The sequence below is a fragment of the Streptomyces sp. WP-1 genome (assembly GCF_030450125.1).
Classification (GTDB): domain Bacteria; phylum Actinomycetota; class Actinomycetes; order Streptomycetales; family Streptomycetaceae; genus Streptomyces; species Streptomyces incarnatus.
Window position 1 is genome coordinate 6,075,095 of the sequence record NZ_CP123923.1, and the last position, 23,264, is coordinate 6,098,358.

19 protein-coding genes, 1 pseudogene and 1 riboswitch are annotated in these 23,264 nt (G+C 73.6%); of the genes and pseudogenes, 8 read left to right on the top strand and 12 right to left on the bottom strand.

Going from position 1 to position 23,264, the window contains the following annotated elements; genetic code table 11:
* Positions 1-73 precede the first annotated feature (73 nt).
* Positions 74-805, top strand: coding sequence for a ZIP family metal transporter (locus tag QHG49_RS26855; RefSeq protein WP_111586407.1), 732 nt, complete (start codon positions 74-76; stop codon positions 803-805).
* Between the two features lie 23 nt (positions 806-828).
* Here QHG49_RS26855 and cobI read toward each other — a convergent pair whose 3' ends face one another.
* The 10 genes and pseudogenes from cobI to QHG49_RS26905 all read right to left on the bottom strand — a co-directional run.
* Positions 829-1,560, bottom strand: coding sequence for a precorrin-2 C(20)-methyltransferase (gene cobI, locus QHG49_RS26860; protein ID WP_301491608.1), 732 nt, complete (start codon positions 1,558-1,560; stop codon positions 829-831).
* Positions 1,557-2,927 carry a cobyrinate a,c-diamide synthase gene (locus QHG49_RS26865; protein WP_301491609.1) on the bottom strand — a complete coding sequence of 457 codons (1,371 nt, stop codon included), beginning with the start codon at positions 2,925-2,927 and terminating at the stop codon, positions 1,557-1,559. The genes cobI and QHG49_RS26865 overlap by 4 nt, the downstream gene beginning before the upstream one ends.
* 8 nt (positions 2,928-2,935) lie before the next feature.
* Positions 2,936-3,535, bottom strand: a complete 600-nt coding sequence (gene cobO / locus QHG49_RS26870; protein ID WP_301491610.1) for a cob(I)yrinic acid a,c-diamide adenosyltransferase — start codon at positions 3,533-3,535, stop codon at positions 2,936-2,938.
* A complete protein-coding gene (locus tag QHG49_RS26875; protein WP_301491611.1) occupies positions 3,535-5,535 on the bottom strand; it encodes a putative cobaltochelatase in 2,001 nt (666 codons plus the stop codon). The genes cobO and QHG49_RS26875 overlap by 1 nt, the downstream gene beginning before the upstream one ends.
* Complete coding sequence (cobN, locus tag QHG49_RS26880) at positions 5,532-9,188, bottom strand: cobaltochelatase subunit CobN (protein WP_301491612.1); 3,657 nt, start codon at positions 9,186-9,188, stop codon at positions 5,532-5,534. Before cobN ends, QHG49_RS26875 begins: the two co-directional genes overlap by 4 nt.
* Complete coding sequence (locus QHG49_RS26885; protein ID WP_301491613.1) at positions 9,185-10,693, bottom strand: cobyric acid synthase; 1,509 nt, start codon at positions 10,691-10,693, stop codon at positions 9,185-9,187. Before QHG49_RS26885 ends, cobN begins: the two co-directional genes overlap by 4 nt.
* Positions 10,690-11,643, bottom strand: coding sequence for a cobalamin biosynthesis protein (locus QHG49_RS26890; RefSeq protein WP_301491614.1), 954 nt, complete (start codon positions 11,641-11,643; stop codon positions 10,690-10,692). The genes QHG49_RS26885 and QHG49_RS26890 overlap by 4 nt, the downstream gene beginning before the upstream one ends.
* A 99-nt stretch (positions 11,644-11,742) precedes the next feature.
* Positions 11,743-11,886, bottom strand: a riboswitch (cobalamin riboswitch).
* Between the two features lie 140 nt (positions 11,887-12,026).
* Entirely contained in the window at positions 12,027-12,254 is a 228-nt protein-coding gene (locus tag QHG49_RS26895; RefSeq protein ID WP_145489193.1) for a hypothetical protein, read from the bottom strand.
* A 32-nt stretch (positions 12,255-12,286) separates the two neighbouring features.
* Entirely contained in the window at positions 12,287-13,555 is a 1,269-nt protein-coding gene (locus QHG49_RS26900) for an inorganic phosphate transporter (RefSeq protein WP_145489195.1), read from the bottom strand.
* Positions 13,556-13,720: 165 nt separating this feature from the next.
* Positions 13,721-14,464 (bottom strand): annotated as a pseudogene (locus tag QHG49_RS26905) (lysozyme); the annotation flags it as partial.
* Positions 14,465-14,660: 196 nt separating this feature from the next.
* On the opposite strand from QHG49_RS26905, the gene QHG49_RS26910 reads away from it, so the two are divergent.
* The 3 genes from QHG49_RS26910 (at position 14,661) to QHG49_RS26920 (ending at position 18,222) form a co-directional block, all read left to right on the top strand.
* Positions 14,661-15,341, top strand: a complete 681-nt coding sequence (locus tag QHG49_RS26910) for a class II aldolase/adducin family protein (protein WP_145489199.1) — start codon at positions 14,661-14,663, stop codon at positions 15,339-15,341.
* A 150-nt stretch (positions 15,342-15,491) separates the two neighbouring features.
* Positions 15,492-16,619 (top strand): alpha/beta hydrolase, encoded by a 1,128-nt coding sequence (locus QHG49_RS26915; protein ID WP_301491615.1) that lies wholly within the window; start codon positions 15,492-15,494, stop codon positions 16,617-16,619.
* A gap of 181 nt (positions 16,620-16,800) precedes the next feature.
* Positions 16,801-18,222 (top strand): hypothetical protein, encoded by a 1,422-nt coding sequence (locus QHG49_RS26920; RefSeq protein ID WP_201300536.1) that lies wholly within the window; start codon positions 16,801-16,803, stop codon positions 18,220-18,222.
* 57 nt (positions 18,223-18,279) lie between these two features.
* On the opposite strand, the gene QHG49_RS26925 is transcribed toward QHG49_RS26920, so the two are convergent.
* Positions 18,280-18,693, bottom strand: coding sequence for a VOC family protein (locus QHG49_RS26925; RefSeq protein WP_145489205.1), 414 nt, complete (start codon positions 18,691-18,693; stop codon positions 18,280-18,282).
* 200 nt (positions 18,694-18,893) lie between these two features.
* Here QHG49_RS26925 and QHG49_RS26930 point away from each other — a divergent pair, with 200 nt between their 5' ends.
* From QHG49_RS26930 to QHG49_RS26940, 3 genes are all read left to right on the top strand, one after another.
* Positions 18,894-20,492: an ABC-F family ATP-binding cassette domain-containing protein gene (locus tag QHG49_RS26930; protein WP_301491616.1), complete on the top strand. Its 1,599-nt coding sequence runs from the start codon at positions 18,894-18,896 to the stop codon at positions 20,490-20,492.
* Positions 20,493-20,827: 335 nt separating this feature from the next.
* Positions 20,828-21,049: a helix-turn-helix domain-containing protein gene (locus tag QHG49_RS26935; protein WP_010355597.1), complete on the top strand. Its 222-nt coding sequence runs from the start codon at positions 20,828-20,830 to the stop codon at positions 21,047-21,049.
* A gap of 117 nt (positions 21,050-21,166) precedes the next feature.
* Positions 21,167-21,970, top strand: coding sequence for an enoyl-CoA hydratase/isomerase family protein (locus QHG49_RS26940; protein ID WP_159700222.1), 804 nt, complete (start codon positions 21,167-21,169; stop codon positions 21,968-21,970).
* Between the two features lie 3 nt (positions 21,971-21,973).
* Here the strand turns inward: QHG49_RS26940 and QHG49_RS26945 are convergent, their stop codons facing one another.
* Complete coding sequence (locus tag QHG49_RS26945) at positions 21,974-22,684, bottom strand: nucleopolyhedrovirus P10 family protein (RefSeq protein WP_301491617.1); 711 nt, start codon at positions 22,682-22,684, stop codon at positions 21,974-21,976.
* An 87-nt stretch (positions 22,685-22,771) separates the two neighbouring features.
* Here QHG49_RS26945 and QHG49_RS26950 point away from each other — a divergent pair, with 87 nt between their 5' ends.
* Positions 22,772-23,245: an Asp23/Gls24 family envelope stress response protein gene (locus QHG49_RS26950; RefSeq protein WP_159700216.1), complete on the top strand. Its 474-nt coding sequence runs from the start codon at positions 22,772-22,774 to the stop codon at positions 23,243-23,245.
* Positions 23,246-23,264: the final 19 nt, after the last annotated feature.

Below are 23,264 nucleotides of genomic sequence, written 5' to 3' on the forward strand. Positions count from 1 at the left end.
AATGTCAGGATGCGAGGCGGTATGTGAGGTGCCCGATGTGCGCGAAGGCGCCTTCATCGGATAGCAAGTGCCTATGGCGGTCTTCGTCGCGCTCGGCGCGTTCCTGATGACGCTGGCCGGCGGCTGGACGGCTCAGCGAGTGACCGACCGTCGGCATCTCGTCCTGGGACTCGCCGGCGGTCTGATGCTGGGCGTGGTCGGCCTCGACCTGCTGCCGGAGGCGCTGCGCGCCGCCGACCGCGAGATCTTCGGCGTCCCCGCGGCCCTGCTGCTGTTCGTGGCCGGATTTCTGCTCGCCCATCTCGTGGAACGCACCCTCGCCGCGCGCCAGGCCGCCCACGGCGGCGCCGAGCACGATCACCACCGGGCGCCCGAGGTGGGCCTCACCGCGGCCGGCGCCATGGTGGGCCACAGCGCCATGGACGGCGTCGCCATCGGCGCCGCCTTCCAGGTCGGCAGCGGCATGGGCACGGCCGTCGCGCTCGCCGTGATCGCCCACGACTTCGCGGACGGCTTCAACACCTTCACCATCACCAGCCTGTACGGCAACGCCCGCCGGCGCGCCATCGGGATGCTGGTCGCGGACGCCTGCGCCCCCCTGGTGGGCGCGCTGTCGACCGTCTTCTTCCACATCCCCGAACCGGTGCTCGGCGGCTATCTCGGCCTCTTCGGCGGCGTCCTGCTCTACCTCGCCGCCGCCGAGATCCTGCCCGAGGCCCATCACGAGCACCCCGCCCGCTCCACCCTGCTGTGCACGGTGGCCGGGGCCGCGTTCATCTGGCTGGTGGTCGGCATCTCCGGCTGACCGTGCCGGCCGCCGGGCACCGGTCACAGTTTCCCGCCCCGCCCGCCGTCCCGCCGCGGCGGCGCGATCAGCGTCGACAGGTACGGCAGCGGCGAGCCGTCCAGCTCCGCCGCGCGCCGCACCGACTCCTCCGGCAGCCCCAGCGCCGAGCCCCACACCGCGTCGTCCAGCCGCCCGGCCCGCGCCAGCGCCCCGGCGACCTCGGCGGCCTGCCGCCCGAACTTGTACGCCACGACCGTCCCCGGACCGGCCAGCGCCTCCTCCAGCACCGCCGCGCCCGCCGTCACCGGCACCAGCGTCAGCGGCTCGGTGCCCTCGGTCAGCACGGCACCGGAGCGCGCCGCGAGATCCTGCATGGCGGTGATCCCGGGCACGGTCTCCACGACCACCCCGGGCACCAGCCCGGCGATGGTCTGCGCGAGATACGTGAACGTCGAGTACACGTTCGGGTCCCCGATGGTGGCGAACGCGACCGAGCCGTGCCGCCCCAGCAGCTCCGCGACCCGCGCGCCCGCCGCGTCCCAGGCGGCCTCCCGGCGCGCCCGGTCGGACCGCTCGTTCAGCGCGAACACCACGCGGACGATCTTCTCCCCGGACACGTAGTGCGCCACGGTCGCCTCGGCCCGCCCGCGCTCACCGCTGTCCATCACGGGGACGACGACCACCTCGGCCGCCCGCAGCGCGTTGACCCCCTTCACGGTCACCAGCTCCGGGTCCCCGGGGCCGACCCCGACACCGATCAGCCTGCTGCTCATGACGTCCGGCACCTCTCCACGAACCGATGGGCGACACCGGGCTCGGACGCCCAGTGCGTGTGCAGATAACTCGCGTGCACGCCCCGCTGTACAAAACCCTCGACCCGCCGCTCCCGGCCCCAAAACCCCCAGGCGGGCACGGCACCGGCCCCCGGCTCCACCACGGTGCGGTGGAACTCGTGCCCCCGCATCCGCGTCCCGGCACCGGCCAGCACACTGTCCCCGACGGCCACGGCATCCCGGTACCCGAGCGTGAGCCGCTCCGCCATCCGCGCGGTGGCGTCCAGCACGCCGCACATGGGACTGCCGTCCAACTCCCGGCACAGGTAGAGGAGTCCGGCACACTCGGCGGCGATCGGCGCGCCACGCTCCGCGAGTTCGGACACGGCGGCCCGGAGCGGCTTGTTGGCCGACAGCTCGGCGGTGTACACCTCGGGGAACCCGCCGCCGATGACCAGCCCGGCGGTGCCGTCGGGCAGTTCCTCGTCACGAAGCGGATCGAAGGTGACGACGTCGGCGCCGGCGGCGGTGAGGAGTTCGGTGTGCTCGGCGTAGGAGAAGGTGAAGGCGGGGCCACCGGCGACGGCGATTTTGGGCCTTGGCCTTCCAGTTCGCTGAGACGGGTGGTCGTGGGTGGGCGAGAAGTCGGGGGTCCAGGGGGCGGAGCCCCCTGGGACGGCGCCCGCGGAACGCGCCAGCCTCTCCAGCGCGGGCAGATCACACCCACCGGCCACCAACGCCGCCATCTCCGCAACGGCGTCCACCGCGACCCCGCGCCGCTCGGCCACCGGAACCAACCCCAGATGCCGGGAAGGCGTCTCCACCAGCGGAGCCCGCCGCAACACCCCCAGCACCGGCACCCCGACGGACTCCAGCGCCTCCCGCAACAGAGCCTCGTGCCGCGCCGACCCCACCTTGTTCAGGATCACGCCCCCGACCCGCACCCGCGGATCCCACGACACGAACCCGTGCACCAGCGCCGCCACCGACCGCGACTGCGCCGACGCGTCCACCACCAGCACCACCGGCGCCCCCAGCAGCTTCGCCACCTGCGCGGTGGACGCCAGCTCACCCTCCCCGGCCGCACCGTCGTACAGCCCCATCACACCCTCGACCACGGCGAGGTCGCACCCCCGCGCCCCGTGCAGGAAGAGCGGAGCGATCAGCTCCGGCCCGCACAGGTACGCGTCCAGGTTCCGCCCCGTCCGCCCGGTCGCGAGCGCGTGATACCCGGGATCGATGTAGTCCGGCCCGACCTTGTGCGGGGACACGGCGAGCCCCCGCGCGGCGAACGCGGCCATCAGCCCCGTGGCCACGGTGGTCTTGCCGCTGCCCGAGGAGGGCGCGGCGACGACCAGCCGCGGCATCGACGGTGTCACCACTCGATGCCCTTCTGGCCCTTCTGCCCCACGTCCATGGGGTGCTTGACCTTGGACATGTCGGTCACGAGATCCGCGAAGTCCACCAGCTTCGCCGGCGCGTTCCGCCCGGTGATCACCACATGCTGGGTACCGGGACGGCCGCGCAGCACCTCCACGACCTCCTCGGTGTCCACCCACCCCCAGTGCATCGGGTACGCGAACTCGTCGAGGACGTAGAACCGGTACGTCTCGGCCGCCAGGTCACGCTTGACCTGCTCCCAGCCCTCCCGCGCCTTCTCCTCGTTGTCCATCTGCGCGTCCCGCTGCACCCAGGACCAGCCCTCGCCCATCTTGTGCCAGTCCACGCGCCCGCCCTCGCCGGAGGCCCCGAGCACCCGCAGCGCGTTCTCCTCGCCGACCTTCCACTTCGCCGACTTGACGAACTGGAACACCCCGATGGGCCACCCCTGGTTCCAGGCCCGCAGCGCCAGCCCGAACGCGGCGGTGGACTTCCCCTTGCCGACGCCCGTGTGCACCACCACCAGCGGCCGGTTGCGACGCTGACGGGTCGTCAGTCCGTCGTCCGGTACGACACTCGGCTGTCCCTGCGGCACTACGCGGCCCTCCTCGACGTCCCCTGCACATCCCGTACCAGCCCGGCGATGGAGTCCGCCCGCAGCTCGTCCAACGTGACGGCCGTACCCGCGAGTTCACCCGCGAGCTGCCCGGCGAGCCCGAGCCGTACCGGCCCCGACTCGCAGTCCACGACCACCGAGGCGACCTGCTCGGCCGCGAACAGCCGCGCCGCCCGCCCCGCGAGCGCCACCGGCTCCGGACCGCCCGTCGCCCGGCCGTCCGTGACGACGACCAGCAGCGCCCGCCGCGCCGGATCCCGCAACCGCTCCACCCGCAGCACCTCGTGCGCCTTGAGCAGCCCCGCCGCGAGCGGGGTACGGCCGCCCGTCGGCAGCGACTGAAGCCGTACGGCCGCCGCGTCGACCGAGGACGTCGGCGGCAGCGCCACGTCCGCGCCGGAGCCCCGGAAGGTCACCAGACCCACCTTGTCCCGCCGCTGATAGGCGTCGAGCAGCAGCGACAGCACGGCACCCTTCACCGCGCCCATCCGCTGCCGGGCCGCCATCGACCCCGAGGCGTCCACCACGAACAGCACGAGATTGCCCTCGCGCCCCTCCCGGCTCGCCTGCCGCAGATCGTCCCGGCGGACCACGAGGCCGGGCCCGGACCGGCCGCGCGCCCGCTGATGCGGCGCCGCCGCCTGCACGGTCGCCGCCAGATGCAGCTTGGTCAGCGCCCCCTGCGGCCGCCGCGCCCCCGTGGTCCGGCCGTGCTCGGTCCGCGCCCGCGAACGCCGCCCGGCGGCACCCTCCCCGATCCCGGGCACGCTGAGCACCTTGGTCCGGAACGGCTCGGCCGCCCGCACCGGGGACTGCTCACCCGCGCCGGCACCGGCGGGCTGCGGCTCCCCGCCCTCACCGGCCTCCGGCCGCGCGGCGGTGTCCCCGCCGCCCTCGGGACCGGACTCGGGCGCCGGCTGCCCGCCGCCACCGGGACCGTCGGGATCGTCGTCGCCGTCCCCGTCCTGACCGGCGGACTGCTCCAGCGTCTCGTCCAGCTTGTCCTCGTCCAGGCCCGGCGCGTCGAAGGGGTTGCGGCGCCTGCGGTGCGGCAGCGCGAGCAGCGCCGCCTGCCGTACGTCCTCCGCGAGCACGTCCGTCCGCCCGTCCCACGCCGCCAGCGCGGTCGCCGTGCGCGCCATCACGATGTCGGCGCGCATGCCGTCCACCTCGAAGGCCGCGCAGGTCGCCGCGATCTGCCGCAGCGCCGCGTCACCGAGGCGCACCTGGGGCAGCAACTCCCGTGCCGCGACGATCCGCTGCCGTACGGCGGCCTCCTCGCCGGCCCAGCGCGCGGCGAAGGCGGCGGGGTCGTCGTCGTACGCGAGGCGCCGTCGTACGACCTCCACCCGCTGGTCCGGCTCCCGCGAGGCGGCGACCTCGACGGTCAGCCCGAACCGGTCGAGCAGCTGCGGCCGCAGCTCGCCCTCCTCCGGGTTCATGGTCCCGACGAGCAGGAACTTCGAGGCGTGCCGCACCGAGACGCCCTCGCGCTCCACGTAGGAGGCGCCCATCGCCGCCGCGTCCAGCAGCAGGTCGACCAGGTGGTCGTGGAGCAGGTTGACCTCGTCCACGTACAGGATCCCGCGGTGCGCGTCGGCCAGCAGGCCCGGCTCGAACGCCTTCACGCCCTCCGCGAGCGCCCGCTCGATGTCCAGCGCCCCGACCAGCCGGTCCTCCGAGGCCCCGACGGGCAACTCGACCATCCGCGCGGCCCGTTCGCCACCCGGACCCGCCTCGTGCGGCCCGTCCGGGCACCCCGGGTCGGGCGCCGCGGGGGCACAGGAGAACCGGCACCCGGGCACCACGGCCACCTCGGGCAGCAGTGCCGAAAGGGCCCGTACCGCGGTCGACTTGGCGGTGCCCTTCTCGCCGCGCACCAGCACACCGCCGACCGCCGGGGACACGGCGTTCAGCAGCAGCGCGAGCCGCAGATCGTCCTGGCCGACAACGGCCGTGAAAGGAAAGGGGGTGGTCACTGGTCGTCGCCCTCCAAGTCGCCCTCAAGCTCCAGATAGGTGGCGCGCAGCCGCTCCAGCGTCTCCGCGTCCGGCTCGGCCCACAGGCCCCGGTCCGCCGCCTCCAGCAGCCGCTCCGTGACGCCGCGCAGCGCCCACGGGTTGGACTTCTTCATGAAGTCCCGGTTCTCCGGGTCGAACACGTACTCGGCGGACAACTTCTCGTACATCCAGTCGTCCACCACGCCCGCCGTGGCGTCGTACCCGAACAGGTAGTCCACGGTCGCCGCCATCTCGAAGGCGCCCTTGTAGCCGTGCCTGCGCATCGCCGCCATCCAGCGCGGGTTGACCACCCGCGCCCGGAACACCCGGTGCGTCTCCTCGCCCAGCGTGCGGGTCCTCACCTGGTCCGGCACCGCCGAATCACCCACGTACGCCTCGGGGTTGGCCCCCGTCAGATGGCGCACCATGGCCACCATGCCGCCGTGGTACTGGAAGTAGTCGTCGGCGTCCGCGATGTCATGCTCTCTCGTGTCGACGTTCTTCGCCGCCACCGCGATCCGCCGGAACGCCGTCTCCATGTCCCCGCGCGCCGCCCGCCCGTCCAGGCCCCTGCCGTACGCGTAGCCGCCCCACACCGCGTACACCTCGGCGAGGTCCGCGTCGGAGCGCCAGTTGCGGGCGTCGATCAGCGGCAGCAGACCCGCGCCGTACGCGCCCGGCTTGGAGCCGAAGATACGGGCGGTGGCCCGCCGCCGGTCGCCGTGCTCGGCGGTGTCCTCCTCCACGTGCGCCCGCACGTAGTTGGACTCGGCCGGCTCCTCCAGCGCGGCCACCGCCCGCACCGCGTCGTCGATCAGCCCGACCACGTGCGGGAACGCGTCCCGGAAGAAGCCGGAGATGCGGACCGTGACATCGATGCGCGGGCGCCCCAGCTCGGCCGGGGGGATCACCTCGAAGCCGGTCACCCGGCGCGAGGCGTCGTCCCAGACCGGGCGGCAGCCCAGCAGTGCCAGGATCTCGGCGATGTCGTCGCCCTGGGTGCGCATCGCGGACGTGCCCCAGACCGTCAGGCCGACGGACTTCGGGTACGCGCCGGTGTCGGCCAGATACCTCTGCACCAGCGAGTCCGCGAGCGACTGCCCGACCTCCCAACTGAGCCTGGACGGGATGGCCTTGGGGTCGACGGAGTAGAAGTTGCGGCCGGTCGGCAGGACGTTCACCAGGCCGCGGGTCGGCGAGCCCGAGGGCCCCGCCGGGACGTAACCGCCGTCCAGCGCCCGCAGGATGTGCCCGATCTCGTCCGTGGTGCGCGCGAGTCGCGGTACGACCTCGTCGCAGGCGAACTCCGACACCGCGACCGCGTCCGGGAGTTCGACACCCCCGAGCGCCTCCCGCACGACCTCCCGTACGGCCTCGCGCGCCCAGTCCCGCGCCTCCATGCCCTCCGCGATCCGCCGGCACAGCTGCTCCAGCAGGTCGATCGCGTCGGCGGCCGTCCGCGCCGGACCTTCCACCAGGTCCGTCAGCTCCACGGGCACCTTCAGCGGCGCGCCCGGCTCGGCCAGCAGCTCCTTCTCCACCAGCCCGAAATGCTCGGCCAGGGCGGCCCGCAGGCCCGGCAGCGCGTTCGCCTGCCCGCCCCAGACCTGGGAGGCGCGCAGCACGGCGAGGACGAGGTTGACGCGGGGCTCGCCGACCGGGCCGCCGCCCAGGATGTGCAGGCCGTCGCGGATCTGCACGTCCTTGATCTCGCACAGATAGCCGTCGATGTGCATCACGAACTCGTCGAACGTCTCGTCGTCCGGCTGCTCGTCCACATGCAGGTCGTGGTGGAGCTCGGCGGCCTTGACCAGGGTCCAGATCTGGGCGCGCACGGCCGGCGCCTTCGTCGGGTCGAGGTCGGAGACGAGCGCGTACTCGTCCAGCAGCTGCTCCAGCTTGGCGAGGTCGCCGTAGGTGTCGGCGCGGGCCATCGGCGGCACCAGGTGGTCCACGACCGTGGCGTGCCCGCGCCGCTTGGCCTGGGTGCCCTCGCCGGGGTCGTTGACGATGAACGGGTAGATCAGCGGGAGTTCGCCGAGCACCGCGTCCGGCGCGCAGCCGCGCGAGAGGCCGAGGCCCTTGCCCGGCAGCCACTCCATGGTGCCGTGCTTGCCCATGTGCACGATCGCGTCCGCGCCGAAGGTGTGGTCGAGCCAGCGGTAGGCCGCCAGGTAGTGGTGGGAGGGCGGCATGTCGGGGTCGTGGTAGATCGCGATCGGGTTCTCGCCGAAGCCGCGCGGCGGCTGGATCATCACGACGACGTTGCCGAACCGGAGGGAGGCGAGCACGATGTCGTCGCCGTCCACGTAGAGGTTGCCCGGCGGCTCGCCCCACGCCTCGGTCATCGCCTCGCGCAGCTCGGGATCCAGCGTCTCGAACCACGCCCGGTAGTCGGCCAGCGGCACCCGCGCGGGTGCGGTGGCCAGCTGCTCCTCGGTCAGCCACTCCACGTCATGGCCGCCGGCCTCGATCAGCCGGTGGATCAACTCGTCGCCCTCGGACGGGTATTCGCTGAGGGAGTACCCGGCGTCGCGCAGCGCGTCCAGCACCCGGACCGCGGAGGCGGGCGTGTCCAGGCCGACCGCGTTGCCGACCCGGGAGTGCTTGGTCGGGTAGGCGGTGAAGACCAGCGCTACGCGTTTCTCGGCGTTCGGCTTGTACCCGAGCCGGGCGTGCCGCACCGCGATCCCGGCCACCCGGGCGGCCCGCTCGGGGTCGGCGACGTACACCGGGACCTCGTCGGGGCCCTGTTCCTTGAAGGAGAAGGGCACGGTGATCAGCCGGCCGTCGAACTCGGGGATGGCGACCTGCATCGCCGCGTCCATGGGGGAGAGGGCGGCGTCCGACTCGTCCCACGCGGAGTGCGAGGAGGTGAGGCAGAGCCCTTGCAGGATGGGCACGTCGAGATCGGCCAGCGCGCCGATGTCCCAGGCTTCCTCGTCGCCGCCCGCCGACGCCTCGGAGGCGTGGGTGCCGCCGGCCGCGAGCACGGTGGCGACCAGCGCGTCGGCGCGGCCCAGCAGTTCGTACAGCCCGGCGTCCGCGCCGCGCAGCGAACCGCAGTACACCGGAAGGGCGTTGGCGCCCTGCGCCTCGATGGCCGTGCACAGGGTGTCCACGAAGGCGGTGTTGCCGCTGAGTTCATGGGCCCGGTAGAAGAGCACGCCCACGGTCGGGCGGCCCTCCTGGACCTCGTATCCGCCGTGCACGCCGAACTCCGGCATCCGGCGCGGCTCCTCGAAGCCCTCGCCGGTCAGCAGCACGGTGTCGGACAGGAACCGGGACAGCTCGCGCAGATTGTCCGGGCCGCCCTCGACCAGATAGCGCAGCGCCTCCGCCACCACTCCGGCGGGCACGGTCGACTCGGCCATCAGCTCCGCGTCCGGCACCGCCTCGCCGCCCAGCAGCACCGCCGGGACGCCGGACGCCTTCAGCGCGGCCAGCCCGTCCTCCCAGGCGCGCTTGCCGCCGAGGAGCCGTACGACGGCGAGGTCCGCGCCCGCCAGCAGCCGCGGCAGCTCCTCGGCGACGTCGACCCGGGTGGGGTTGCCGATCAGATAGCCGGCGCCACAGGACCGGGCCGCCAGCAGATCGGTGTCGGCGGTGGACAACAACAACACTGTGCTCATGCGGGCGCTCCCGGTGGGATGAAGGGCAGTCCTTGCGGCGCGCCGGACTCGATGAGCCGCCACAGCGCGTCCGTGTCCGCGTGCTGTTCGATCAGATCGCCGAGCCGGTCCAGCTGCTCCTCGCGCAGCGCGGCGAAGGAGGTGTCCGGCGCGGGCACGAAGCGGCGGCCCGCGGCGGCGGCCACCTCGCGCAGGAAGGCCCGGCGGAAGCCGTCCGACTCCAGTGAGCCGTGCCAGTGGGTGCCCCAGGTCGCGCCGACCCGGCAGCCGTCCAGGAAGGCTTCGCCTCCCGTGACGCGGGCGACGCCGTGGTGGATCTCGTACCCCTCGACCGGTTCGCCGAGGGCCCGGCCGGCGGGGCGGGTGAGGGTCTTCTCGCGGGCGAACCGCACCCGCACGGGCAGCAGTCCGAGGCCGGGGACCGCGCCGGCCCGCGACTCCACGTCGTCCTCGATGTGCTCGCCGAGGATCTGGAAGCCGCCGCAGATGCCGAGCACGGGCCGGTGCTCGGCGGCCCTGCGGGCGAGCGCGTCGGCGAGGCCGCGCTCGCGCAGCCACCGCAGCGCCCGGACGGTGCCCCGGGTGCCGGGGACGACGACCAGGTCGGCGTCGGCCAGCTCCTCCGGGCGGTCCACGAACCGCACCACGACGCCGGGTTCGGCGGCGAGCGCGTCCACGTCGGTGAAGTTGGACATCAGCGGGATCGCGCACACGGCGACGCGCAGCACGTCCGCGCCGAGCGGGGGAGCGACGGCCGACTCCCGCACCGTGCCCCGCAGGGAGACGCGGAGGCCGTCCTCCTCGTCGATCCCGAGTCCGTGCCGGAACGGCAGCACGCCGTACGCCGGCCGCCCGGTGAGGCCCTTGAGCATGTCGAGGCCCGGCTCCAGCAGCGAGACGTCACCGCGGAACTTGTTCACCAGGAACCCGGCGACCAGTTCCTGGTCCTCGGGGGAGAGCAGGGCGACGGTGCCGAAGAAGGAGGCGAAGACGCCGCCGCGGTCGATGTCGCCGACGACGAGCACGGGCAGCCGGGCGCCGCGCGCGATCCCCATGTTGACGATGTCGGTGCGGCGCAGATTGATCTCGGCCGGGCTGCCCGCGCCCTCGCAGATCACCGCGTCGTACTGCCCGCGCAGCTCGGCCAGGCAGTCCAGCACCGTGCCCAGCAGCCGCTGCCGGCGCCCGCCGTGGTAGCCGCGCGCGCTCATCTCGCCCACCGGTTTGCCCAGCAGCACCACCTGGCTGCTCTGCTCGCCGCCCGGCTTGAGCAGCACGGGGTTCATCTGCGCGGTCGGCTCGATCCGGCACGCCTGGGCCTGCATGGCCTGCGCCCGGCCGATCTCGGCGCCCTCACGGGTGACGAAGGAGTTGAGGGACATGTTCTGCGCCTTGAACGGCGCGACCTTCACGCCCTGGCGCACCAGCCACCGGCAGATCCCGGCCGTCACGACGCTCTTGCCGGCGTCGGAGGTGGTGCCGGCGACGAGGAGACCACCGTTCACTTCCCGCGTCCCTTCGGTCCGTTGACGAAAAGGCGCGCGGCGAGTGTGGTGCCGAGCGCGAGCAGGCCGACGCGCCGGGAGAGCCGTACGGCCCGCCCGATGTCGGGGACTTGTACGGCCCGTCCGGCAGCGCCGTTGAGCACGGGCCGGTGTTCGACGCGGCCGCCGTAGGAGAGGGTGCCGCCCAGGCGGACGCCGAGGGCGCCCGCGAAGGACGCCTCCACGGGACCGGCGTTGGGGCTCGGATGGCGGCGGGCGTCCGCGCGCCAGGCCCGCAGGGCGCCGCGCGGATCGGGTCCGGCCGCGGCGGCGAGGACGGCGGTCAGCCGGGCCCCCGGCCAGCCGGCCACGTCGTCCAGGCGCGCGGACGCCCAGCCGAAGCGGCGGTACCGGGCGGACTTGTGACCCACCATCGCGTCCAGGGTGTTGACGGCCCGGAAGCCCAGCAGCCCCGGCACCCCGGCGGCCGCGCCCCACACCAGGGCGCCCACGACCGCGTCGGAGGTGTTCTCGGCGACCGACTCGACCACGGCCCGTGCGATCCCGTCGGCGTCCAGCGCCTGCGGGTCCCGGCCGCACAGATGCGGCAGCCGGGCGCGGGCCGTCTCGATGTCCCCGGCCGTCAGGGCGGCCCCGATGGCCTCGGCCTCGCGGGCGAGGGAGGTGCCGCCGACGACGGCCCAGGCGGCCGCGGCGGTCAGGGCGGCGGAGGCGGCGGGGGAGGGGCGTACGACGTGTGCGGCCAGCGCTCCGAGCGCGACGGCGCCACCGGCGCACACGGTGGTGTGCAGGGTGCCCCAGCCGCGGTGGTCGTGCCACAACGCGCCCTCGACAGCGGCGGCCGCACGTCCGAACGCGGCGACCGGGTGCCCGCGGCGGGGATCGCCGAGGAGGAGGTCGCCGAGAAGTCCGGCGGCGGCGCCGTACGCGTAACTGCGATCGGCGGCCATCGGCTCAGTCGGCCGTGGTCACCGTGGCGGTGGTCCTGGTACTGGTCCTTCGGCAGCCGGGCATGGCGATGTGTCCTCACTCAGGGTGTCCGCGCCCTGGTTCGACGTGATCGGCGGCGAGAGTTCCTGGCTACCCGGGGAGTTCTTCCCCGGTGACAGTGGCGGGACCGCGCCGGATTCGCACCGGCTTCCTCTCCTGCTGCCGTACATGGCGTGGGCAGTCCACCACGCCCCCGGAACGGCCGTCAACTTGCCGTTGACCTGCGGGAGTGTGCAGATTCCCACACCACGAGGGGTGGCCGGGCACGCGAGAGGCTCCCCTGCCGCGGGCGGCGGAGGGGAGCCTTCGGGAAACTGCCGGGACCCGGGACCGGGCCCCGGGCTCAGGACTTGGAGACGATGAGGAGGATGCCGTACGCCACCGCCGCCGCGCAGGCCGCGAAGCAGACGTAGGCGCCGGTGACGGCGAGCGTGGCGGAGCCGCCCTCGGCCGCGGCCTTCTCGCGCCGGGCCAGGCCGTTGACGCCGAGGGTGAACAGGACCACCAGGCCGACGGTGAACGCGAGGCTGACGCCGAAGACGGAGCCGATGGCCGCCCAGTCGATCTTCATGGGGTTGCTTCCTTGGTGAACGGGGCTCGGGGTCAGACGGTGGCGGCCGGCGGGGCCGCGGCGGCGGGGGCCGCCGGTCCGGCGGCCGGGGCCTGTGCGGGGGCCGGGATGGTGGCCGTGAGGTCCTCGGTGATCGTGCCGGCGGGCGGGGGGCTCACCGCGGCGATGGCGGTGGTCACCACGCCGGAGGGCTCCGCGGCCGGGTCGGCGACCACATTGGTGTGGTCGATGACCTCGCGCCGGGACAGCTTGTAGATCCAGGCGCTCGCGGCGACCAGGAAGACGGCGACCGCCGCGGTGCCCCCGTCACCGAGTTCGGTGACGGCCTCGGCGCCCGCGCCGACCAGCGCGGCGGCCGGCAGGGTGAGCACCCAGGCGACGGCCATCCGGGTCGCGGTGGACCAGCGGACCACACCGCCCTTGCGGCCGAGACCCGAGCCCATCACCGCGCCGGAGACGACATGGGTGGTGGAGAGGGAGAAGCCGAGGTGGGAGGAGGCCAGGATGGCGGTCGCGGCGCTGGTCTGCGCGGCGAAGCCCTGCCGGGGCTCCAGATCGGTCAGGCCCGTGCCCATGGTGCGGATGATGCGCCAGCCGCCGATGTAGGTGCCGAGCGCGATGGCGAGGCCCGCGGAGAGGATCACCCAGGTGGGAGGGTTGGAGCCGGGGGCGATGGCGCCGCCCGCGATCAGCGCGAGGGTGATGATGCCCATCGTCTTCTGCGCGTCGTTGGTGCCGTGCGCGAGGGAGACCAGCGCGGCGGAGGCGACCTGGCCGACGCGGAAGCCCTTGCGGGTGGCCTCGCCCTCGGTCCTGGTGCCGGCGCCGTAGGAGAGCCGGGTGGCCACCAGCGCGGCGATCCCCGCCACGACCGGCGCGGCGACCGCGGGCAGCAGCACCTTGGTGACCAGGACCCCGCCGTGCACGGCGCCGAATCCGGCGGAGGCGACGGCGGCGCCGATCAGACCGCCCATCAGGGCGTGCGAGGAACTGGAGGGCAGGCCCACCAGCCAGGTCAGCAGGTTCCAGAGGATCGCGCCGACCAGGGCGGCGAAGATGACCTCGGGGCGGATGCCGCTCTCGTCGACGAGTCCCTTGGAGATCGTGTTGGCGACCTCCACGGAGAGGAAGGCGCCCACCAGGTTGAGGGTGGCGGACATGGCTACCGCGAGCTTCGGCTTCATCGCGCCGGTGGAGATGGTGGTGGCCATCGCGTTCGCGGTGTCGTGGAAACCGTTCGTGAAATCAAACGCGAGTGCGGTGACCACCACAATCGCGAGGATCAGCGAGAAGCTTTCCATTTACCCAGACAATCATTCGAGGTCGTTGTCCGGATGAACGTAGGCAACCTGGGTGAACGGAAGATGAACTGGGGCGGGCAGGGTGGTGTCCGCGTCGGGGGTATGAGGCTCCGCTTCCGCTTCCGGAACCCCCGGTGCCCGTGCACCGCTTGGGTCGCCGGCCGTGGCGAAGGTCCGCAGCCTGCTGGAGCTGCCGTTGAAGAGATTCTGGTCACCCGGCAGCCGGCCGGAGGTGGCGTGCTGCCAGAAGGTCCAGTACTGCCAGCCGCCCGGCAGCCTGCCCGGGTCCGAGGAGCCGTGGCGGGCGACCCACAGGGGGTGGCGGGAGGCGAAGGCGTGGCTGTCGCCGGTGCACTGCCTCCACCAGTGGGCCGTGGTGTAGATCACGGGACGGCGGCCGGTCTCGCGGGCGATCTCGTCGCTGAACGACCAGATCCAGGCCGTCATGCGCTTCCAGCCCAGCCTGTAGCAGGGGTGCTTCGCACTGTACGGGTTGTACTCGATGTCCAGCGCGGGCGGCAGCGTCCAGCCGTCGGGCCGCCAGTCCCCGCCGTGCGCCACGAAGTACCGGGCCTGCGTGGCGCCGGAGGACTCGTCGGGCAGCGCGAAGTGGTAGGCGCCGCGGATCAGTCCCGCGTCGCGGGCGCCGTCGTACTGCTGGTGGAAATAGGGGTTGCGGTAGCCCGTGGACTCGGTCGCCTTGACGTAGACGAAGCGCGCCCCGCGGGCCCGCGCGGCCGGCCAGTCCACCGTCTTCTGGTGGGACGACACGTCGTGCCCCCTGGGCAGGCTCGCGACCCGCTCCGGGGGGCCGGCCGCGGCGGTGGCGGCGCAGGTGAGGGTGAGGGCCGCGGTGGTCGCGGCGAGGGCACCGGCGCGGCGGCGGAGGTGGGTGCGGTGACGGGCCATGAGCCGGCTCCCCGGGGGTGACGGACGACCAGGTCGCCCGGAGGGCAAGGAGCGCTCATTCAAGGGCCGGTGATCATTGAATCAGTGGAGATTCTTAGCGTTTGGCCGGATGTACACCCTTTTGGGGGTGCGGGAGTTCGGTCGGAAGTGCGGCGACCGGCCACCTGGTGTACAAGCGGCTGGCAGGATCGCGGGCATGACCTCCAAGCTGCGGGAGACGGGCCAGGAAGTGCGCGAGGAAGCGGCCGGGACATGGGCGGCGCTGGTGGCGACGGCGCGGCGGAGCGTCGCCGACGGGCTGGTCGTCGGCACCTCCGGCAATGTCTCCGCGCGCGTCGGGGACGTGGTGCTGGTCACCCCGTCGGGCGTGCCCTACGACCGGCTCACCCCGGACGACATCACCGGCGTGGACCTCACCGGCCGTCAGGTGCTCGGGACACTGGTGCCGACCAGCGAACTGCCCATGCACCTCGCCGTCTACCGCACCACCGACGCCCGCGCGATCGTCCACACCCACGCCGTGCACGCCACCGCGGTCTCCACGCTGGTGCCCGAGCTGCCGCTGGTGCACTACATGGCCGCCGCCCTCGGCGGACCGGTGCGCGTCGCGCCGTACGCCGCCTACGGCACCGACGAACTGGCCGCGCACATGCTCCAGGCCCTCGCCGGCCGCTCCGGCTGCCTCCTCCAGAACCACGGCACCCTCACCCACGGCGCCACCCTCGACCAGGCGTACGACCGCACCGCCCAGCTGGAGTGGATGTGCCGCCTCTGGCTGACCGCCTCCTCGGTGCCGGGCCTGACCCCGTCTCTGCTGACGGAGGCACAACTCGCCGAAGTCGGGGAACGCCTGAAGGGATACGGCCAACGGAGGTGACCCGTGTCCCGCAGCTTTTCGATCAGCTCCCCGATCAGTTCCCCGATCCGCGACCTGGCCTCGCTCCTTAACCTCTCGCCCCCTTCACCCCCCTCACCCCGCCCCGCCTCTCCGCTGGCCGGGCACCGCACCCCCCGTGACACTGGTGCCGTGCGCCCCCTCAAAGCGACCGCCGCCGCGGTCACCGCCGTCGTGGCCGCCGGACTAGCATCCGTGGCCGCCGGGCGGCTCGCCAGTGATGTCGCGCTGAAGGCCAGCGGCGGCCGGCCGCTGCCCACCGAGCCCCGGCTCACCGTGCACGGCACCGCGGCCGGCCAGATCACGCTCACCCGGGACCTGGCCGCGCTGCGCCCCGGTCTCTACGGCCTCGCGGGCGACGGCTCGCACGCGGTCGTGGGGCCCGTCCTGGACACGGCACGGCACACCGCCGACACCGTCGTGCGCCGCCTGGACGGCGTGACCCACGGCACCCTCGCGCCCGGCGACTCCGTCTGGCTCACCCCCAACCTGTACGTCGGCAACCCGCGCACCGCGCTCGGCCTCGACCACGCCGACGTGGACGTGCCCGGCGAACTCGGCGCGCTGCCCGCCTGGTTCCTGCCCGGCGACCGGCACACCTGGGTGATCGCCGTGCACGGCCTGGGCACCACCCGCGAGCACGCCATGAACGTCATGCGCTTCCTGGTCGCCCGCAGGCTTCCGGTGCTGGCCCTCGCCCACCGCGGCGACCTCGGCGCGCCCCGCCCCGCGGACGGCCTGAACCACCTCGGCGAGACCGAGTGGCGGGACGTGGACGCGGCGATCCGCTACGCCGTGCGCCACGGCGCCCGCCGCGTCGTCCTGCTGGGCTGGTCCACCGGCGCCACCATGGCGCTGCGCGCCGCCGAGCACTCCGCCGTGCGCGAGCACATCGCCGGGCTGATCCTCGACTCGCCGGTGCTCAGTTGGGAGGCCACGCTGCGCGCCCTCGCCCGCGCCCGGCACACCCCCGCCCCGCTGCTGCCGCTCGCGGTCCGCGCCGCCCAGGGCCGCGCCGGACTGCACGCCGACCGGGTCGCCGAGATCACCGACCCCGACCGGCTCGCCGTGCCCACCCTGATCATCCACGGGCCCGGCGACCGGGTCGCCCCCTGGGAGTTCTCCCGGCTGCTCGCCGCCCGCCGCCCCGACCGTGTCGCCCTGCACACCGTGCCGAACGCCCCGCACGCGGCGATGTGGAACCCGGACCCCCCGGCGTACGAGGAACGGCTGCGGCGCTTCCTGACCCCACTGATGTGACGGCGCGCGCCGGGTCGCACCGGGCGCGCGCGGGAACGGCCGGGGTCCTTCCGGTTGTGATCGCGCGGTTGGCCGGAACATGCCCCCCGACCCCCTGTGGAGCCCGGTGCGTTGGCCAGCCCCGTCGCCCGCCGTGACATTCCGTTTGGGTTTTCGGACCGTCAACCGGAAGACTGCCCCTGTGACGTCCCGTATCCCGCGCGACTCCAGGCTCCGACTCGTCCGACCTCGACCCCTGGCCGCCGCCCCCGCAGCTGTGAACCAGCGGCCCACGCGCCGCCCCGCACCCCGGCCGCCGGAGGGCACCCCCGCGCCCGCCGAGCTGGCCAAAATGGCCCGCGCCGGGCTGGCCGGCGCGGTCCGCGTCGCCCGCTGGGCGGACAACGCCCTGGGCCCCGGCCGCGACGCCGCCACCGCCGACGGCAAGGCCACCCTCTCCGCCGCCACCGCGGACCGCGCGGCCGCCGACCTCGGGCTCACCCCCGAGCAGATCCGCGCCGACTGGGACACCGCACGCCTGGCCGGACTGGTCGAGGTGCACGGTGACAGCGCGCGCCCCGGCTGGCGGCTGCGCGCCTGGGACCGGGACGACAGCGCCGTGCTGCGCGGCTGGGTCGCCCTCTTCGACGCCTGGTCGCTCGCCCTGCCCGAACCCGAGGGACACGAGCCGGCCGCCGTCGCGGAGGCCGTCTCCGCCATGCCGCAGGTGCTCTCCTTCCTCCAGCTGTCCGCCGGACCCGTCCCGGTCGAACAGCTGCTCGACCTGCTCCAGCAGCGGGTCACCGAACTGCGCACCGAACGCTGCGAGGTCTCCTACGGGCCCGGCACCGAGCCCCCCGTCGAGGCCGCCGCCGAGCCCGCCGGGACCCCGGACACCCCGCCCGCCTCCCTCGCGCCGCTCCTCGACTGGGCGCTGGCGGCCCTCGCGTCCGTCGGCGCCCTCACCTGCGGCGGCGGGCAGGCCACCCTCACCCCGCTGGGCAGCTGGGCGGTGTGGGTCAAGCTGGAGCAGATCTGCGTGGCCGCGCAGAGCCCCGCCGGCAACATCGAGCAGTCCGCCGAGGACATGCTGCGCGGCTGCGCCCAGCTGCGCCCCAACGCGGCCCGCGCCGAGTACCGGGCCTGGCTCGCCGCCCGCACCGTCGGCAGCGCCGTCAGCGAGCTGATCGACGCCGCGCGGGGCGAGGACGCTTTGCTGCGCGGGCTGGCCTTCGAGGCGCTGCGCGTGGTCGGCGCCCCCGCCGAGCCCGAGGTGCGCGCGGTGGTGGACGAGCCGACGCTGCGGCCGTACGCCCTGCTGTGGCTCGCCGAGCACGACGGTCTCGACCCGGAGGACGCCCACGAGGTGCTCACCCGCGAGGAGGCCACCTGGCTCTGGGTGGACACCGCCGCGGCCGTCGCCGACCACGGCGAGGCGCCGATGCTGGTACGGCACCTGGAGTCCGCGGTGCAGCCCACCGTGCCCCGGCTGCTCGACGAGGTCCGCGCCGTCGGCCACCCGCGCACCGTGCAGGTCCTGGTCGCCCTCGCCGCCGCCCATCCCGACCCGGCCCTCGCCAAGGCCGTGCGCCGGGCCGCGTTCCAGGTGCACACCGGCGGCTGAGGGGGTGCGCCGGCGACTCCGGCGGGTGTGCGGGTCCGCGCGCCCGCCGGGGACGGCTCAGAGGCCGATCTCCGGCGCGTACGTCCCGAAGTTCCAGATGTTGCCCTCGACGTCCCGGGCCAGATAGTCCCGCGAGCCGTAGTCCTGGTCCGCCGGGGGCGCGAGGATCTCCACGCCGTGCGCCGCGGCCCGCCGGTGATGGGCGTCCACGTCGTCCACCACGACGTAGATCCCGGTGGGCCCCGCGTCGCGCAGCGCCGTGTCGAAGGGCCCGCCGCGGCCCTTGGAGGCGATCATTATCGCGCCGTTGCCCTGCACCAGCTCGGCGTGCAGCACCTTGCCGTCGGCCGCCTCGTACACGGTCAGCTCGGTGAAGCCGAGGCCCCGCGTGAGCTGCCGGATCGCCGCCTTCGCGTCCGTGTACAGCAGCGTGGGGCAGATGCCCGGCCGTCCCCCGCCCATCGATGCCATGCGGATCACTCCTCCCGTGGCTCCCGGGAATTTCTCCCCGGTCCGCCGCCCCTGGATGCGGCCCCGGGGGCGCGGACGCGGGAAATCGGCTTGCACGGCCCCGTTAGACTTCTTCCCATGGCCATTCTCCTCGCGCATTAGACGGCGGGAACGTCCTCAGCCGCCCACCCGCCAACCTCTGTACGCCCAGGAGTCTGTCCGTGATCTCCGCCACCGGAATCGAGCTGCGCGCCGGCGCCCGCATCCTCATCGAGAACGCCACCTTCCGGGTCGCCAAGGGTGACCGCATCGGCCTCGTCGGCCGCAACGGCGCAGGCAAGACCACCCTCACCAAGTGCCTGGCCGGCGAGGGCATCCCCGCGGCCGGCACCATCACCCGCTCCGGCGAGGTCGGCTACCTCCCGCAGGACCCCCGCACCGGCGACCTGGACGTCCTCGCCCGCGACCGCATCCTGTCCGCGCGCGGCCTGGACACGCTGCTGCGCAAGATGCGCGAGAACGAGCAGCGGATCGCCAACGGCACGGGCGCCACCCGCGCCAAGGCGATGAAGCAGTACGAGCGCCAGGAGACCGAGTTCCTCACCAAGGGCGGGTACGCCGCCGAGGCCGAGGCCGCCACCATCGCCGCCGCGCTGAACCTGCCCGACCGGGTGCTCGGCCAGCCGCTGCACACTCTCTCCGGCGGTCAGCGCCGCCGTATCGAGCTGGCCCGGATCCTGTTCTCGGACGCCGACACCCTGCTCCTGGACGAGCCGACCAACCACCTCGACGCCGACTCGATCATCTGGCTGCGGGACTACCTGAAGACCTACCGCGGCGGCTTCATCGTGATCTCCCACGACGTCGACCTGGTCGAGACGGTCGTCAACAAGGTGTTCTACCTGGACGCCAACCGCTCGAACATCGACGTCTACAACATGGGCTGGAAGCTCTACCAGCAGCAGCGCGAGGCCGACGAGAAGCGCCGCAAGCGCGAGCGGGCCAACGCCGAGAAGAAGGCCGCCGTCCTGAACGCGCAGGCCGACAAGATGCGCGCCAAGGCCACCAAGACGGTCGCCGCGCAGAACATGGCCCGCCGCGCCGACAAGCTGCTCTCCGGCCTGGAGGCGGTCCGCCAGTCCGACAAGGTCGCCAAGCTCCGCTTCCCCGAGCCCGCTCCCTGCGGCAAGACCCCGCTGATGGCCGAGGGCCTGTCGAAGTCGTACGGCTCGCTGGAGATCTTCACCGACGTCGACCTCGCGATCGACAAGGGCTCCCGGGTCGTCATCCTCGGCCTGAACGGCGCGGGCAAGACGACCCTGCTGCGCCTGCTCGGCGGTGCCGAGCAGCCCGACACCGGCGAGGTCGTCCCCGGGCACGGGCTCAAGCTCGGCTACTACGCGCAGGAGCACGAGACCCTCGACCCCGGGCGCACGGTCCTGGAGAACATGCGCTCGGCCGCCCCGGACATGGACCTGGTCGAGGTCCGCAAGGTGCTCGGCTCGTTCCTGTTCTCCGGCGACGACGTGGACAAGCCCGCGGGCGTCCTGTCCGGCGGCGAGAAGACCCGGCTCGCGCTCGCGACGCTGGTGGTCTCCTCCGCCAATGTGCTGCTGCTGGACGAGCCGACCAACAACCTCGACCCGGCCAGCCGCGAGGAGATCCTCGGCGCGCTGCGCACCTACAAGGGCGCGGTCGTCCTCGTCACCCACGACGAGGGCGCCGTGGAGGCGCTCCAGCCCGAGCGGATCATCCTGCTGCCCGACGGCGTCGAGGACCTGTGGGGCTCCGACTACGCGGATCTCGTCGCCCTGGCGTGATCGAAAGCCTGATCCACTGAGTATGGATCATTCGGCCGAGCCGTGATCCGCCATCTGTGTGAGATCTCCTCATACCAGGGTGTGTCGTACACCGATTTCCCGGCCGATCCCTTGTCCAGCAAGGGGTCGGCCGTGTCGCGTCTCTGACCTGGTACTTCGCGAGCCCACCCGTTCGGCCCTGTCGACGGAGAGGGCTGGAATCCGGCGTTCCGCTTGTGGGGATCCGCTCCTGTCGTCACAACGATGTCCCATCGACCTTGCCGAATGGGTGGCCATCACGCCCCGGAGGGGTGATCATGAGGAGACCAGAGCGCACTTCCCATGAGGAGGCACGGGTGGCCGAGACTCTGAAGAAGGGCAGCCGGGTGACCGGCGCCGCGCGCGACAAGCTCGCGGCAGACCTGAAGAAGAAGTACGACTCCGGTGCGAGCATCCGGGCACTGGCCGAAGAGACCGGCCGCTCGTATGGCTTCGTCCACCGGATGCTCAGCGAGTCGGGCGTCACGCTGCGAGGGCGTGGCGGAGCGACCCGGGGCAAGAAGGCCGCGACGTCCTGACTCCGGGCGGCCCATCGGCTTCGATGGTGGCCACCCGGTCGGCGAACCGACCGGCCGGGTGGTTACTGTGCAGTCACTTAGCTTCGCTTCGCTGACCGCACCCACCGGAGGCGCCCCATGGCCACGCCCGACAAGGACCTCGCTCCTGTACTCGACAAGGACGGCGTACGGCTCACCGTCGACGACGCGATCGCCACGGTGACGCTGACGAATCCGGCCAAGCGCAACGCACAGAGCCCCGCCCTGTGGCGGGCGCTCGCCGAGGCCGGCCGGCTGCTGCCGGGCTCCGTCCGTGTCGTGGTGCTGCGCGGCGAGGGCAAGTCCTTCTCCGCCGGGCTGGACCGCCAGATGTTCACCCCGGAGGGGATCCCGGGCGAGCCGACCTTCACCGATATCGCGCGTCGTGACGACGCAGGGCTCGACGCGACCATCGCCGAATTCCAGGAGGCGTTCACCTGGTGGCGACGCAACGACATCGTGTCCGTCGCCGCCGTACAGGGACATGCCATCGGTGCCGGATTCCAGCTGGCGCTCGCCTGCGACCTGCGGATCGTCGCCGACGATGTGCAGTTCGCCATGCGCGAGACCGGTCTCGGCATCGTTCCCGACCTGGCCGGCACGCATCCGCTGGTCGGCCTGGTCGGGTATGCCCGCGCGCTGGAGATCTGCGTGACCGGGCGGTTCGTCGGCGCGCAGGAGTCGGTGGCCTCGGGCCTGGCGAACCTGGCCGTCGCCGTGGACGAACTCGACGGCGCCGTACGCGATCTGACCGCCGCTCTGGTGGCCGCCCCGCGGGACGCCGTGGTCGAGACCAAGGCACTGCTCAGCGGCGCGGCCGGCCGTTCGTACGACGAACAGCGCTCCGCCGAGCGCGCGGCCCAGGCCCGCCGCCTGCGCGACCTGGCCGGCATCGGCGAATAGGGCTCACCCCACCGACGTGACCAGGACGGCCACCGTCGGCCTGTCCTCCAGCGCTTCCCGTACGGCCGCGCGCACCCGCCGGGCCACCTCCACGGTCCGGTGGGTCGCGTCGGTCGCCAGGTCCACCCGCACATGGCGGTGGGCCAGCGCGGCCGTGCCGTCCGTCCGCTCCTCGATCCGCACCGCTCGGCCCGGTCCGGTCAGCCGTACGACTCCCGGCACCGCGACGGCCGCCTCGGCCGCGCGCAACGCGGACAGGGCCGTCTCCTCCCGGGCCTCCGGCGGCTCGGGCGGCCGTACCTCCACGAGGTGCCCGTCCGGCTCCAGCAGATCCGTGATCCGCAGATCCACCTCCGCCACCACCAGGCCGAGGCGCTCGCCCGCCGCCGTCGCGAGCAGGTCCCGCAGGCGCTCCGCGGTGGCGGGCAGCGGCTCGGCGGAGGTCGCCGTCAAGTCCGCCGTCACCCGCAGGGCGCCCGGCCCCAGCGCGCTCGGCGGGGCCGGCACCACGGGCTCGGCCACGTCCTGCGGGTCGGCGAGCCCGATCCGCAGCGCGCCCAGGCGCACCCCGGGCAGCCCGTCCGCCACCGCCCGCCGCAGCACCGCGCCCGCCGCGTTCTCCGCGATCCACGCGCCGTCCTCCGGCTCACCCAACGGCAGCAGCCTGCCGAGCCCCGTGTGATGTCGTACGACCTGGGTCCACGCGTCCGTCATGCATCCAGCCTGCCCCATCCACGGCGCGCGGTCGCGCAAACGTGCTTACGGTGGTGGAAGGACGACGACCGAAAGGGACGTACGGCGATGACCGACATGACGACGACCCCTGAAGGCGGCGGCGAGCCGCAGACGTCGACCCGGAAGGCCGTCCGGCGCGGCGGCGGGGATCCGTCGACCCGGGGACGGACCACCATCGCGGACGGCGTGGTGGAGAAGATCGCCGGGATGGCCGCCCGTGACGTGGTCGGTGTGTACGCGATGGGCGGCGGCTTCGCCCGCACCCTCGGCGCCGTGCGCGACCGGGTCCCCGGCGGCTCCAAGTCGGTGACCCGTGGCGTGAAGGCCGAGGTCGGGGAGGTGCAGGCCGCTCTCGACCTGGAGATCCTGGTGGACTACGGCGTCTCCATCCGCGATGTCGCCGGTGCCGTGCGCGAGAACGTGGTCGCCGCGGTGGAGCGGATGACCGGCCTGGAGGTCGTCGAGGTCAACATCGCGGTCAGCGACGTCAAGCTGCCCGACGAGGAAGAGGAGGAGGAGCCGGAGCCCCGGATCCAGTGACCCGGCCCGCGCCGGACCC

Coding starts and splice junctions, on each gene's coding strand:
- QHG49_RS26855 (WP_111586407.1), top strand. CDS start 74: ATGGCGGTCTTCGTCGCGCTCGGCGCGTTCCTGATGACGCTGGCCGGC.
- cobI (WP_301491608.1), bottom strand. CDS start 1,560: ATGAGCAGCAGGCTGATCGGTGTCGGGGTCGGCCCCGGGGACCCGGAG.
- QHG49_RS26865 (WP_301491609.1), bottom strand. CDS start 2,927: ATGCCGCGGCTGGTCGTCGCCGCGCCCTCCTCGGGCAGCGGCAAGACC.
- cobN (WP_301491612.1), bottom strand. CDS start 9,188: ATGAGCACAGTGTTGTTGTTGTCCACCGCCGACACCGATCTGCTGGCG.
- QHG49_RS26890 (WP_301491614.1), bottom strand. CDS start 11,643: ATGGCCGCCGATCGCAGTTACGCGTACGGCGCCGCCGCCGGACTTCTC.
- QHG49_RS26895 (WP_145489193.1), bottom strand. CDS start 12,254: ATGAAGATCGACTGGGCGGCCATCGGCTCCGTCTTCGGCGTCAGCCTC.
- QHG49_RS26900 (WP_145489195.1), bottom strand. CDS start 13,555: ATGGAAAGCTTCTCGCTGATCCTCGCGATTGTGGTGGTCACCGCACTC.
- QHG49_RS26910 (WP_145489199.1), top strand. CDS start 14,661: ATGACCTCCAAGCTGCGGGAGACGGGCCAGGAAGTGCGCGAGGAAGCG.
- QHG49_RS26925 (WP_145489205.1), bottom strand. CDS start 18,693: ATGGCATCGATGGGCGGGGGACGGCCGGGCATCTGCCCCACGCTGCTG.
- QHG49_RS26940 (WP_159700222.1), top strand. CDS start 21,167: ATGGCCACGCCCGACAAGGACCTCGCTCCTGTACTCGACAAGGACGGC.
- QHG49_RS26945 (WP_301491617.1), bottom strand. CDS start 22,684: ATGACGGACGCGTGGACCCAGGTCGTACGACATCACACGGGGCTCGGC.
- QHG49_RS26950 (WP_159700216.1), top strand. CDS start 22,772: ATGACCGACATGACGACGACCCCTGAAGGCGGCGGCGAGCCGCAGACG.